This window comes from Frateuria sp. GZRe12, assembly GCF_051900535.1.
In the GTDB taxonomy this organism is placed as follows: Bacteria; Pseudomonadota; Gammaproteobacteria; order Xanthomonadales; family Rhodanobacteraceae; genus Frateuria_A.
This window is the reverse complement of sequence record NZ_JBHZGI010000003.1, coordinates 341,865-354,518: the sequence shown is the minus strand read 5'-3', so window position 1 is coordinate 354,518 and position 12,654 is coordinate 341,865. Positions and strand designations below refer to the sequence as shown.

Sequence of the window (12,654 nt, the reverse complement as noted above, 5' to 3'; positions counted from 1 at the left end):
ATGCAGTCCAGTGTCGCCGACGAGCCGCAAACCGAAAGGTTGATGTTCCCGTCGCTCCCCCTGTCATCCCCACGTAACATTCCCCCACTGCAATACGCTCGTCACAGGCCAGGCGAAACCCGCGTGCACAAGCGCATCCTCATCGTCGAAGACGAAGCCTCCATCCGCGACATGGTCACCTTCGCCCTGCGCAAGGCCGGCATGGAGGCCATGCAGGCGGCGGATGCCCGTGCCGCGCAGATCGCCATCGCCGAGCAGGTGCCGGACCTGATCCTCCTCGACTGGATGCTGCCGGGCACCAGCGGGCTGGAACTGGCGCGGCGGCTGCGCAAGGAGGAGCTCAGCCGCGAGATCCCCATCATCATGCTCACCGCGCGCGGCGAGGAGATGGACCGGGTCAACGGCCTGGAAGCGGGCGTCGACGATTACGTCGTCAAGCCCTTCTCGACGCGCGAACTGATTGCCCGCATCAAGGCCGTGCTGCGCCGCAGCCAGGGCGACGACGGCAGCGGCATGGTGGAACTGGGCGGCCTGCGCATCGACGGCCCCGCGCACCGCGTCTTCGCCGGCGAGGAGCCGGTGCCGATCGGCCCGACCGAGTACCGCCTGCTGTATTTCTTCATGACGCATCCCGAGCGCGTGTACACCCGCGCCCAGTTGCTCGACCACGTCTGGGGCGGCAGTGTCTACGTGGAGGAGCGCACGGTGGACGTGCACATCCGCCGCCTGCGCAAGACGCTGGAGCCCTGGCAGCTGGACAGCATGGTGCAGACCGTGCGCGGCGCGGGCTACCGATTCTCGGCCAGCGTCTGACCATGAACTCTGCCGTGGGCGGCCTTCTGTTCCTTCTCCAGCGGCGCCGCCGGGCGAGAGAGGAAAGCCTTTCGGGATGCCACCGATGAAACACCGCGCCCGCCGCCTCGCCATCACCCTGCACGACCTGCGCGACGCGGCCGACAGCCTGCCCGATGGGATCGTGCTGCTGGACGAAGCCTGGCGCGTGCGCTGGTTCAATCGCGCCGCCGAAACGCTGCTGGGCCTGCGCCGCGGCAAGGACCGCGGCGTGCTGCTGTCCGAGCGCCTGCACGGCACCGACCTGGCCGCCTGGCTGCGATCCGGGGCCCGGATGCCGCTGCACGACGTGCCGGCGCCCGGCCGCGCCGAGGGCCACCTGGACGTCTCGGTACAGCCGTTCGGCCGCCGCCAGCGGATGCTGCTCGCACGCGACATCAGCCCACTGACGAGGCTCGAACAGATCCGCCGCGACTTCGTGGCCAATGTCTCGCACGAGCTGCGCACGCCGCTCACCGTGATCCATGGCTATCTGGAGTTGCTCGACCCGGAGGACGTGCCCGAGCTCGCCCCCGTGCTCGGCGAGATGCGCGCGCAGTCCAAGCGCATGGGCCAGATCGTGGAAGACCTGCTGACCCTCTCGCGCCTGGAAACCCAGGAGCATGTGATCGACGAGCGCGTGCCGATGGCCGCGCTGCTCGCCACCCTGCGCAAGGAAGCGGAAGCGCTGAGCCAGGGTCGCCACCAGATCGCGCTGGAGGTGGAAACCGACTTCGACCTGCTTGGCTCGCCCCGTGACCTGCACAGCGCGCTGTCGAACCTGGTCAGCAACGCCGTGCGCTACACCCCCAGCGGCGGCAGTATCACGATCCGCTGGCAGCGCACGGCCGAGGGCGCGACCTACGCCGTGGCGGATACGGGCTACGGCATTCCCGCCAGCCACCTGGCGCGGCTGACCGAACGCTTTTACCGCGTGTCGTCCAGCCGCTCGCGCGAAACCGGCGGCACCGGGCTGGGGTTGTCCATCGTCAAGCACGTGCTCAACCTGCACCAGGCGCGCATGAGCGTGGAAAGCACGCCGGGCCAGGGCTCGACCTTCGCCTGCCATTTCGGGCCGGAACGTCTGCTCCCCGCCGAACCTGGATCCCTGTAGGTGCGCGGCCCTGCAAGGGCTTTCGGATGAAGGCTGCCCTACCGGCGTGACCGCACCGGGTGTACTCCGGCCCGGCATCGTCCAGAATGGCTCCCCATGGCCCGCAAACTGCCGCAAACCGCCACCGAGATCGCCGACCTGTCCGCGCCGGAGCTGTACCTGAGCCGCGAGCTGGCCGCGCTGGAATTCAACTTCCGCGTACTCGCCATGGCACGCGATGCGCGCGTGCCGCTGCTGGAACGGCTGCGCTACCTGAGCATCGTGGCGAACAACCTCGACGAGTTCTTCGAGGTGCGCGTGGCGATGCTCAAGCACCACCACGCCTACGGCTCGGCCGCGCCGGGACCGGACGGGCTGTCCTCCAGCGAGCTGCTGACGCGCATCCGCACACGCGCGCTGGACCTGGTCACCGAGCAGTACGCGACCTGGCAGGAGCAGCTCAAGCCACAGCTGGATGCCGAGGGCATCCGCTTCCTTACCCGCCATCAGTGGAACCCCGTGCAGCGGCGCTGGCTGCAGGGCTATTTCGAGCATGAGGTGCTGCCCGTGCTTTCGCCGCTGGGACTGGACCCGGCGCACCCGTTCCCGCGCATCCTCAACAAGACGCTCAACATCGCGGTGGTGCTGCAGGGCCGCGATGCGTTCGGCCACGAGGGCCACATGGCCCTGGTGCGCGCGCCGCGCTCGCTGCCGCGCATCGTCAAGCTGCCCGCCGAAGTGGGCGGCGGCGGCGACAATTTCGTGTTCCTGGCCGAGTTGCTGCAGGCCTTCGTCGACCTGATGTTCGCCGGCTTCAAGGTGGTCGGCTCCTACCAGTTCCGCGTCACCCGCAACAGCGAGCTGATCGTCGAAGAGGCGGAGGTGGAAAACCTCGCCCGCGCGCTCAGCGAGGAGCTGCTGGGCCGCGGTTACGCGCGGCCGGTGCGGCTGGAGATCGCCAACGACTGCCCGAAGGCGATCACCGCGATGCTGGTGGCCAACTTCGAGCTGGAGGAGTCGGACGTCTACCGCTGCGACGGGCCGGTCAACATCATCCGCGCCGGCGGCATCTACGACCATGTCGACCGACCTGAGCTCAAGTTTCCGCGCTTCGTGCCCTGCCTGCCGGCCGCGATCGAACCGGGCGCCAACCTGTTCGAACTGATCGGCCAGCGCGACGTATTGCTGCACCACCCCTACGAGAGCTTCGCGGCGGTGGTCGACCTGCTGCGCCAGGCCGCGGCCGATCCCGCCGTGCTGGCGATCAAGCAGACGCTCTACCGCGCCGGCGAGGACACCCCGCTGGTCGACCTGCTGGTGGAAGCGGCGCGTAACGGCAAGGACGTCACCGTGGTGATCGAGTTGCGCGCGCGCTTCGATGAGGAGGCGAACATCCGCCTGGCCACGCGGCTGCAGGAAGCCGGCGTGCAGGTGGTCTATGGCGTGGTCGGGTACAAGACCCACGCCAAGATGATGCTGATCGTGCGACGCGAGACGGACATGCTCCGCCGCTACGTGCACCTGTCGACCGGCAACTACCACCAGGCCAACAGCCGGATGTACACCGACATCGGCCTGATGACCTCCCATCCGGAGATCGGCGAAGACCTGCACAAGGTGTTCCAGCAACTGTCGGGTCTCGGCTCGGTGATCAGCCTGAAGCGCCTGCTGCATTCGCCCTTCACCCTGTACAAGAGCGTGGTCGCGAAGATCGAACGCGAGACCGCCAACGCGCGAGCCGGCAAGCCGGCGCGCATCGTGGCCAAGCTCAACGCGCTGAACGAATCGCACGTGATCGAGGCGCTCTACCGCGCATCGCAGGCGGGCGTGGAGATCGACCTGATCGTGCGCGGCGCCTGCACGCTCCGTCCCGGGCTGCCGGGGATCTCCGAGCGCATCCGCGTGCGCTCGATCGTGGGAAGGTTCCTGGAGCACAGCCGCGTGTACTGGTTCGCCAACGACGGCCAGCCGGAGATCTATTGCGCTAGCGCCGACTGGATGGAGCGCAACCTGATGCGTCGCATCGAGGTGGCCTTTCCCATCCTGGATCCGGCCCTGGCCAAGCGCGTGTTCGACGAAACGCTGGCCAACGGCCTGGCCGACAACACCCAGGCCTGGCTGCTGGATGCCGGCGGCCGCTATACCCGCGCCACGCCCGGCGACCAGCCCCCGCACTGCGCGCAGCAGACGTTGCTGGACAAGATTTGCAAATGACCCTGCAAGCGCCGACCTCCTGCAGGATCGCACCTGTACGCGACCTCGATACCCCGCAGATCCATGGCGCCAGCACAGATCGCCATGGCGGTGGCGTTGCACAGGTCCGCTCCTTCAGAGCGGGCGACGCGGCCGCGCGCGCCCTGCACGGCGTGGCAGAATCCCCGCTTCGCCTGACTGGAATGCCCGCGTGACCACCGAGCCCGTACCCATCAAGGATGGCGAGCTGATCGCGGCCGTCGACCTGGGCTCGAACAGCTTCCACATGGTGGTGGCGCGCATGGAACACGGCGAGCCACGCGTGATCGACCGGCTGCGCGACAGCGTGCGGCTGGCCGCCGGCCTGCGCTCGGACGGCACGCTGGATGCCGCCCACCGCGCGCGCGCCCTGGCGTGCCTGGCGCGCTTCGGCCAGCGCATCGAAAGCCTTCCCTCGGCCAACGTGCGCGCGGTAGCCACCAATACCGTTCGGCGGCTGGCGTCGCCGCACAACTTCCTGGGCGCAGCCGAGGACGCGCTGGGCCATCCCGTGGAGATCGTCTCCGGCCGCGAGGAAGGTCGGCTCATCTTCCTGGGAGTCGCGCACGACCTGCCGGCTTCGCGCGAACCGCGGCTGGTCATCGACGTGGGTGGCGGCAGCACGGAATTCATCATCGGCCGCGGGCTTGCCCCGTTGCACACCGAGAGCGTGCAGGCCGGCTGCATCGCCTCGACTCTTCGCTTCTTCCCCGGTGGACGGCTGACGGCCAAGCGCTGGCAGCGCGCGCGCAGTGAAGTCGGCGTGCTGCTGCAGCAGTTTGCGGAAGATTTCCGGGAAGCCGGCTGGCAGGAAGCCTATGGATCCTCCGGCAGCGCCAAGGCGGTCGACGCGGTGGTCCAGGCGATGGGCCTGACCGACGACGGCGTGACGCTGGAGGCCCTGGCCGAACTGCGCGAGGCGGTACTGGAACAGGGTCAGATGGATCTGCTGCGCCTGCCCGGCCTCACCGAGGAACGCGCACCGGTGTTCGCCGGCGCCGTGGTGATTTTCGAGGCCGCGTTCGAGGCGCTCGGCATCGAGCACATGCGCGTGTGCGAAAGCTCCATGCGCGAAGGCCTGCTGTGGGACCTGCTCGGACGCGCCGGCGGCCGCGACCCGCGCACCGACAGCATCGATGCGCTGGCCACCCGCTACGGCGTAGACCGCGCGCAGGCGCGGCGCGTCGAACAGACGGCGCTGGGACTGTTCGACCAGGTCGCGCGCCCCTGGAAGCTCGATGCCGAGGCGCGCGAGTGGCTCTCCTGGGCCGGCCGCGTGCACGAGATCGGCCTGGCCATCGCACATAGCCAGCACCACCACCACGGCGCCTACATCCTCCGCCACGCCGACCTGGCGGGCTTCTCGCGGCAGGAGCAGCAGATGCTCGCGGCAGTCATCGAGGCGCACCGGCGCAAGCCGGCCAAGGCGCTGATCTCGGTGTTGCCGCAGCGATATCGCGCGCTGGCCCGGCACATCACCGCGCTGCTGCGGCTGGCCGTGCTGTTCCGTCGCGGACGCCGGGCCGAATCGCTGCCACCCCTGAAGCTGAGCGCCACCAGCCACCGGCTGCGCCTGGCCATTCCCGCCAGCTGGCTGGACCAGCATCCGCTGACCGAGGCGGACCTGGAACAGGAGCAGGGACCGATGGCGGAGCTGGGGTTGACGCTCGAGATCCAGCGGACCTGATTGCTTCGAAGCTCGGCTCTTTACGTTCGCTTCCTCTCCCCTTCGGGGAGAGGATTGAGGTGAGGGGCCGGGCTTGCGGGAAGCCTAACGGCGCCACGCTTCCGATCCATTTTTTCCGCAAGGGCCCCCCTTCAACCCAATCCTCTCTCGGAAGGGGAGAGGGAGTTAGTAGCGCCGCGCTTCAGCCCATGTAGCCCCAACGCGTATCATGCGGAGGCAACCCACACAGGTTCCGCCCATGCCCCGACTCCTGCTGGCCCTCCTGATGTTCCTGCCCCTGGGCGTGCTCGCCCAGGCCGCGCCGCCGTCGGCAAGCACCAGCGCCACGCCGCCCGCGCCGGGGCCGAAGGTGCTGCTGCACACCAGCGTCGGCGACATCACGCTGGAGCTGTTCCCCGACAAGGCACCCAAGAGCGTGGCCAATTTCCTGCAATACGTGCGCGAGGGCTTCTACGACGGCACCGTGTTCCACCGCGCGATCAACGGCTACCTGGTGCAGGGCGGACTGTACACGCGCGACCTGCAACCGAAGCGCACCCACCCGGCGATCGCCAGCGAAGCGGACAACGGCTTGTCCAACCTGCGCGGCACCGTGGCGGTGGCGCGCGGCGCGGATCCGAATTCTGGCACGGCGCAATTCTTCATCAACCTGGTCGACAACCGCCGCCTCGACTTTGCCGGCAACCAGAGTGGGCTGACCTGGGGCTACGCGGTGTTCGGCCGGGTGGTCGAGGGCATGAACGTGGTCGACAAGATCGCCGGCCTGCCCACGCGCGGCCAGGGTGCATTCGCGGCCGACGTGCCCTACCCGCTGCCCATCATCCAGAGCGTGCGCGTGGTGGGCGAGGAAGCGCCTGCTTCCGCCGCCAGCGCCACGGCGCCAGCCAAGGCCACGAGCGCCACCCGGCCGTCCAGGCCGGCCGGCAAGAAGGGCGGCTGATGGCCAGTCTGTTCATCGCCGACCTGCACCTGGACGACAGCCGCCCGCACATCACCGACCTGTTCGAGCGCTATCTCGCCGGGGACGAGGTGCGCCAGGCCGACGCCTTGTACATCCTCGGCGACCTGGTCGAGGCCTGGATCGGCGACGACGACGATGCGGAACTGCCCGCCCGCATTGCCGGCGCCACGCGTGCCGTGCGCGATTCGGGCAAGCCGGTGTACTTCATGCCCGGCAACCGCGACTTCCTGCTCGGCCGGTATTACGCCGACCGCGCCGGGCTGACCCTGCTGGAGGACGGCGTGGTGCACGACCTCTACGGCCGCCCCACCCTGCTGATGCACGGCGACACGCTGTGCACCGACGACGTCGCCTACCAGGCGGTGCGCCGCCAGGTGCGCACGCCCGAGTGGAAAGCCAACATCCTGGCCATGCCGCTGGAAGCCCGCCGCGCCTTCGCCGCGAAGGCCCGCGCGGACAGCCGCGCGCATACCGGCACCACGATGGAATCGATCATGGACGTCAACGCCGACGCGGTCGCCCAGGCCATGCGAGGCGCCGCCGTCACTCGTCTGATCCACGGCCACACCCATCGGCCGGCGATCCACGAGTTTTCCCTTGATGGCCAGAACGCCCAGCGCATCGTGCTGGGCGACTGGTACGAACAAGGTTCGGTGCTGCGCGTGGCGCATGACCGGAGCGAGCTGCACGGCCTGTCGCTTTGAACCACGCGCCGCGTACGACGCGGTGACAGAGCGCGCCGGTCACGCGCCAACCGTCAAACGCTGTATGGCCGACTGCCTGCCGCCAGGGGGAATCCTCCATGCGCATTCGTCGATCGCTCCCGCTCGGGCTCGCATTCGCCCTCCTCGCCGGTTGCGTCACCACGCCGCGCCAACCGGCGCCGCCCACGCTGATCGATGCGGCGGTGCCCGACGGCCTGTCCACCAACGTCCGCTTGCTCAGCATCGACCGGCGACACTTCCTGCAGCAATCGCCCCTCCTTCTCAGGAACATCCGGCGGGCCGCGCACGGCAGTCTGGACATCCTGGCGCTGTCGGGTGGCGGATCGGGGGGCGCCTTCGGCGCAGGCGCACTGGTAGGCCTGAGCCGCGCCCACGCACGCCCGACCTTCGAGCTTGTCACGGGCGTCAGCGCAGGCGCCCTGATCGCGCCGTTCGCTTTCCTCGGTTCCGACTGGGACCCGCAACTGACCTCTGCTTTCACCGGCAAGGCCAGCGCCAGCCTGCAACGTTCTCCGGCGATGAGCGTGGCCAGCCGCCTGCTCTTCCCGCAGGGTTTCGGCCGGCACGATCCGCTGACCGCATTGGTGGACCAATACGTGACCGACGCGATGATCGCCGCCGTGGCGCGCGAGCACGCGAAAGGCCGGCGGCTGATCGTGGCCACGACCGACCTGGACAAGCAGGAAACCGTACTGTGGGACATGGGCGCGATCGCCACACAGGGTGGCAAAACGGCACGCACGCTGTTCCGTGACGTGCTGGTTGCCTCGGCCAGCGTGCCGGGCGTATTCCCTCCGGTCCTGATCCGGGTAAACGAAGGTGGACGCCAGTACGAGGAAATGCACGTGGACGGTGGCGTCACCACTTCGCTGTTCGCCGCGCCGCTGATCGCGCAGATACTGCCTGCCGATCTCGGCCTGCTCCACGGCGCGCATCTGTACGTGATCGTCAACGGCCAATTGGTCGCGGCGCCTGCCACCACGCGGCTGAGCACTCCGGCGATCCTCGAACGCAGTTTCTCCGCGCAGACCACCTACAAGACGCGCGAAACGCTGGTGCTAACGCTGGGCTTCGCCGACCGCTACGGCATGCAGCTGCGCATCAGCGAGATTCCCGGCGACTATCCCTTCGGCAGCTTCATCGATTTCCGGCCGCGGCATCTGCGCGCGCTGTTCGACTATGCCGCCGCCTGCGCCGCGCACGAGCGACTCTGGATGACGCCGGCGCAGTCGCTGCACCGCAACCTGGAGCCGCCGCAGCCCACGCCCGGTGGGCCCGTCGCCTGTCCGGCGCCCGCGCCCTGACGCCCGCGCCTCGGCTACCATTGCCGTTTCGCTTCGCACTCGAGGGACGAATATGCAGCTCGATCAGGTCAAGGCCGTCATCACCGGCGGCGCCTCCGGACTCGGCCATGCCGTGGCACAGCATCTCGCCGCGCACGGCGCCAAGGTGGCGCTGTTCGACGTCAACGAGGAGAAAGGCCAGCAGGCCGCGCAGGCGCTCGGTGAAGCCGCCCGCTTCTACCGCACCGACGTCACCTCCGAAGAGGGCGTGACCGCCAACGTGGCCGCCGCGCGCGAGGCCATGGGCGGGCTCAACGTGGTGATGAACTGCGCGGGCATCCTGGGCGCCGGGCGCGTGCTGGGCAAGGAAGGCCCGATGGCGCTGTCGCAGTTCCAGGCCACCGTGATGGTCAATCTTGTCGGCAGCTTCAACGTGGCCAAGGCCGGCGCGGCGCTGATGCAGTCCAACGAAGCAGGCGAAGACGGCGAGCGTGGCGTCATCATCAACACCGCCTCGGTCGCCGCCTACGAGGGCCAGATCGGCCAGGCCGCCTACTCCGCATCCAAGGGTGGCGTCGTGGGCATGACCCTGCCCATGGCGCGCGAACTGGCACGCTTCGGCATCCGCGTGGCGACCATTGCCCCGGGCATCTTCTGGACGCCGATGGTCGATGGCATGCCCGAAGCCGTGCAGCAGTCGCTCTCCGCCTCGATTCCCTTCCCCTCGCGCCTGGGCAAGCCGGAGGAGTTCGCGCAGACCGTCGCGTTCATCCTCGGCAACCGCTACATCAACGGCGAGACGATCCGGCTGGACGGCTCGGTGCGGCTGCAGCCCAAGTAAACGCAAAACTTTCCGGACGTCGTTCCGCGAAAGCGGGAATCCATTTTGCCTTGGCTCAGGGCGCAGATGGATTTCCGCTTTCGCGGAAATGACGGCCAGGCACAAGGGTGTCATCGCGACACCTTGTCATTTTCCGAATACCAACCTGACCGGCACCCCATGAAAGCTTCCGACGTCAAGAAAGGCAACGTGGTCGAACACGACGGCACCGTCTACCAGGTGCGCGACATCGAGCGCAGCTCGCCCACCGCCCGCGGCGGCAACGTCACCTTCCGCTTCACCATGTATTCGATCCCGGGCGGACGCAAGTTCGACTTGAGCCTGCGCGCCGACGACGACCTGAAGGAAATGGACCTGGTCCGCCGCGCGGCCAACTTCTCCTACATGGACGGGGAGGTTTTCGTGTTCATGGACGCCGAGGACTACACCCAGTACCTGCTCGGACCCGAGCTGGTCGGCGACAACGCCGGCTACATCGTCGAGGACACCGAGGGCTACTACGTGCAGTTGATCGACGACGCACCCGTCGGCCTGCAGGTGCCGACCAGCGTGGTGCTGACCGTGGTCGACACGGCGCCGGAACTCAAGGGCGCCAGCGCGACCAAGCGCACCAAGCCGGCCAAGCTCAACACCGGCGTCGAAATCCAGGTCCCCGAGTACATCACCAACGATGAGAAGGTGTGGGTCAACACGCTGACGGGCGAGTTCGCCGGCCGCGCTTGAACCCTGTGGCGACCGGCCTCCTCGGGGCGGCCGGTCGCAGTGCACGGACGCACGGTCGACGCGGCGTGGATTTCCGCCGCTGAAGCCATCGGCAACTCGCCTGTCGCGCTCCGTTCAACTGGCCTCGTGCAGAATCGCCGTTCCCACCCAGCGATTCGGCCATGACCGCCAGCGTCTACTCGCTCCGCGCCAACGTGCTGGAAAGCCTGACGCGGACCAAGCGCCCGGACGTCCCGCTGTGGGTGGTCGTGCGCAATACGCTGGCCGTGGTGCTTCCGCTGGCGGTCGGCATGGCGACCGGCTACACCGCGGTGGGCCTGGGCATCGCCGCCGGCGCGCTGGACACGATGTTTTCCGACCAGCCCGGACCGTATCGGCAGCGCGTGCGCCAGCTCCTGCTGGCCTCGCTTGCCGCCGGCCTGGCCGCGTTCGCCGGCTTCCTGATCGGCGGGCACCTGCCCTCGATGCTGCTGGCCACCGCACTGGTCGGGTTCGGCGGCGGCATGCTGGTGGTGTTCGGCACCGACCTGGCGCGCGTGGGCATGACCAGCATGATCCTGCTGGTGGTCACCGCCGCCTATCCCACCTCGCCCGGGCATGCGGCGGCGGGCGCCGCGCTGATTTTCGCCGGCGGACTGCTGATGATGCTGTTCTCCATCGCCGCCTGGCCGCTGCAACGCTACCGACCCGAGCGGCAGGCACTGGCCGTGGTCTACCGCGGACTGGCCGCGGTCGCCCGCCAGCGCGCGCAGGACGATGAGGACGAGCCGGCACTCAGTGGCGCGATGACTACCCTGCAGCAGACCCTGCTGGGCCGTTACCACGCCCGCGGTCGCGCGATGGAAGCCTTCGGCGTGATGCTGGAGCTGGCCGAGCGGATCCGCCTCGAACTCACCGCGTTGTCCGACGGGTCACCGGCCAATGCCGTACCGCTGCGCTTCCGCGCCCGCGTCGCACGGGTCCTCGACCACATCGCCGAGGCGCTGGAGGACGGCGCCTCGCCGGTCGCGGCCGAGCGCGCCCTGCGCGCGCTGCGCACGATCGAGCGCCATGCCGCCGAGACCAATCCGCAACGGGCGCTGCACATCCATGCGCTGGCCGGCCAGCTTGCCGCTGCCGTGCGCAACGCGAACTGGGCCGGCAGCCGCGGCGAACAACGCGCCGAAGCCGCGGACCTGCGCCTGCCCGTCTCCCTGCGGCAGAGCTCGGCCCGCGCCATGCTGCTGGCCAACCTCACTCCGCATTCGGTGGCGTTCCGTCACGCGGTCCGCTCTGCGGTGGCGTTGAGCCTGGCGTTGGCGCTCTCGCGCGGGCTGGAACTCCCGCACGGTTACTGGCTACCGATGACCGTCGCCATCGTGCTGCGCCCGGATTTCGCCGCCACCTTCAACTTTGGCCTGCTGCGCGTGGTCGGCACCGTACTGGGCCTGCTGCTGACCACCGCCCTGCTGCACGTGATTCCTGACGAGCCATGGGCGCACCTGGTACTGATGGGCGTGCTGTGCATGGCGTTCCGCTACCTTGCCACGGCGCACTACGGCATCGCCGTGGCCGCGCTGACCGGCACCGTGGTGGTACTGCTCTCCTTCGAGGGCGTCGACCCAGGCGTCGCGGTGACCGATCGCGTGATCAACACCGCGCTGGCAAGCGGCATGGCATTGCTGGCCTACGTGTTGTGGCCCACCTGGGAACACGGCCGCGCCCGCGCAGCGCTGGCCGACATGCTCGACGCCTATGCCGACTACCTGCGCGCACTGGGCCGACCGCAACGGCGGGGCACGCACCGCGAAACGCGCACCGCTGCCCGCACCGCGCGCACCAACGCGCTGGCCTCGCTCGAGCGCATGCGTGCCGAGCCGGCCACGCCTGCCGCGCTGGTCGACCTGGCGCAAGCGCTTTTCGCCAACGGCAACCGCCTGGCGCGTACGGCGATGACGCTGGAAGCGCTGCTGCAGCACCGCACGAGCCTCCCCGAGCAGGCCGAGGTGAGCGCCTTCGTCGATCACGCCGCCACCGCGCTCCACGTCATCGCCGGGGCCTTGCGCGAGCAGCGCGCCGTACTGGAGTTACCCGACCTGCGGCTGCTCCAGCGCAGCCTGGCGACGCTGCTGGCCATGTCCGAGGACCAGGCCAGCGCCGAACAGGTCGCCCGCCTCACCGATCGCCTGGTCGACAACGTCAACACGCTGGCCCACGTGGTCGGCCGCTGTCCGCAGGAACCGGCCGCGCAGTCGGCAGGGCGCCACGTGCATCCCTGAAGTTACCGGTAAATCTGGAT

Annotated in this window: 10 protein-coding genes; all 10 read left to right on the top strand. The window is 68.9% G+C overall.

Going from position 1 to position 12,654, the window contains the following annotated elements; all coding sequences use genetic code 11:
* Nucleotides 1–123 precede the first annotated feature (123 nt).
* Nucleotides 124–813: a phosphate regulon transcriptional regulator PhoB gene (gene phoB / locus ACFWZ4_RS10120; protein WP_439704552.1), complete on the top strand. Its 690-nt coding sequence runs from the start codon at nt 124–126 to the stop codon at nt 811–813.
* Nucleotides 814–898: 85 nt separating this feature from the next.
* Entirely contained in the window at nt 899–1,945 is a 1,047-nt protein-coding gene (gene phoR / locus ACFWZ4_RS10115; protein WP_439704551.1) for a phosphate regulon sensor histidine kinase PhoR, read from the top strand.
* Between the two features lie 96 nt (nt 1,946–2,041).
* Nucleotides 2,042–4,138 carry a polyphosphate kinase 1 gene (ppk1, locus tag ACFWZ4_RS10110; RefSeq protein WP_439704550.1) on the top strand — a complete coding sequence of 699 codons (2,097 nt, stop codon included), beginning with the start codon at nt 2,042–2,044 and terminating at the stop codon, nt 4,136–4,138.
* Between the two features lie 190 nt (nt 4,139–4,328).
* Entirely contained in the window at nt 4,329–5,843 is a 1,515-nt protein-coding gene (locus tag ACFWZ4_RS10105; protein ID WP_439704549.1) for a Ppx/GppA phosphatase family protein, read from the top strand.
* A gap of 238 nt (nt 5,844–6,081) precedes the next feature.
* The gene (locus ACFWZ4_RS10100; RefSeq protein ID WP_439704548.1) at nt 6,082–6,783 is read left to right on the top strand and encodes a peptidylprolyl isomerase; all 702 of its coding nucleotides are present in this window, start codon (nt 6,082–6,084) and stop codon (nt 6,781–6,783) included.
* Nucleotides 6,783–7,508 (top strand): UDP-2,3-diacylglucosamine diphosphatase, encoded by a 726-nt coding sequence (gene lpxH / locus ACFWZ4_RS10095; RefSeq protein ID WP_439704547.1) that lies wholly within the window; start codon nt 6,783–6,785, stop codon nt 7,506–7,508. The genes ACFWZ4_RS10100 and lpxH overlap by 1 nt, the downstream gene beginning before the upstream one ends.
* Before the next feature lie 98 nt (nt 7,509–7,606).
* Nucleotides 7,607–8,833, top strand: coding sequence for a patatin-like phospholipase family protein (locus tag ACFWZ4_RS10090; RefSeq protein ID WP_439704546.1), 1,227 nt, complete (start codon nt 7,607–7,609; stop codon nt 8,831–8,833).
* A gap of 52 nt (nt 8,834–8,885) precedes the next feature.
* Complete coding sequence (locus tag ACFWZ4_RS10085) at nt 8,886–9,653, top strand: SDR family NAD(P)-dependent oxidoreductase (RefSeq protein ID WP_439704545.1); 768 nt, start codon at nt 8,886–8,888, stop codon at nt 9,651–9,653.
* 159 nt (nt 9,654–9,812) lie between these two features.
* Nucleotides 9,813–10,376: an elongation factor P-like protein EfpL gene (efpL, locus tag ACFWZ4_RS10080; protein ID WP_231324787.1), complete on the top strand. Its 564-nt coding sequence runs from the start codon at nt 9,813–9,815 to the stop codon at nt 10,374–10,376.
* A gap of 161 nt (nt 10,377–10,537) precedes the next feature.
* Nucleotides 10,538–12,634: an FUSC family protein gene (locus ACFWZ4_RS10075; RefSeq protein ID WP_439704544.1), complete on the top strand. Its 2,097-nt coding sequence runs from the start codon at nt 10,538–10,540 to the stop codon at nt 12,632–12,634.
* Nucleotides 12,635–12,654 lie beyond the last annotated feature (20 nt).

Excerpts from the sequence above, each read along its gene's own strand:
- phoR (WP_439704551.1), top strand. The coding sequence starts at position 899 with ATGAAACACCGCGCCCGCCGCCTCGCCATCACCCTGCACGACCTGCGC.
- ppk1 (WP_439704550.1), top strand. The coding sequence starts at position 2,042 with ATGGCCCGCAAACTGCCGCAAACCGCCACCGAGATCGCCGACCTGTCC.
- ACFWZ4_RS10100 (WP_439704548.1), top strand. The coding sequence starts at position 6,082 with ATGCCCCGACTCCTGCTGGCCCTCCTGATGTTCCTGCCCCTGGGCGTG.
- lpxH (WP_439704547.1), top strand. The coding sequence starts at position 6,783 with ATGGCCAGTCTGTTCATCGCCGACCTGCACCTGGACGACAGCCGCCCG.
- ACFWZ4_RS10090 (WP_439704546.1), top strand. The coding sequence starts at position 7,607 with ATGCGCATTCGTCGATCGCTCCCGCTCGGGCTCGCATTCGCCCTCCTC.
- ACFWZ4_RS10085 (WP_439704545.1), top strand. The coding sequence starts at position 8,886 with ATGCAGCTCGATCAGGTCAAGGCCGTCATCACCGGCGGCGCCTCCGGA.
- efpL (WP_231324787.1), top strand. The coding sequence starts at position 9,813 with ATGAAAGCTTCCGACGTCAAGAAAGGCAACGTGGTCGAACACGACGGC.
- ACFWZ4_RS10075 (WP_439704544.1), top strand. The coding sequence starts at position 10,538 with ATGACCGCCAGCGTCTACTCGCTCCGCGCCAACGTGCTGGAAAGCCTG.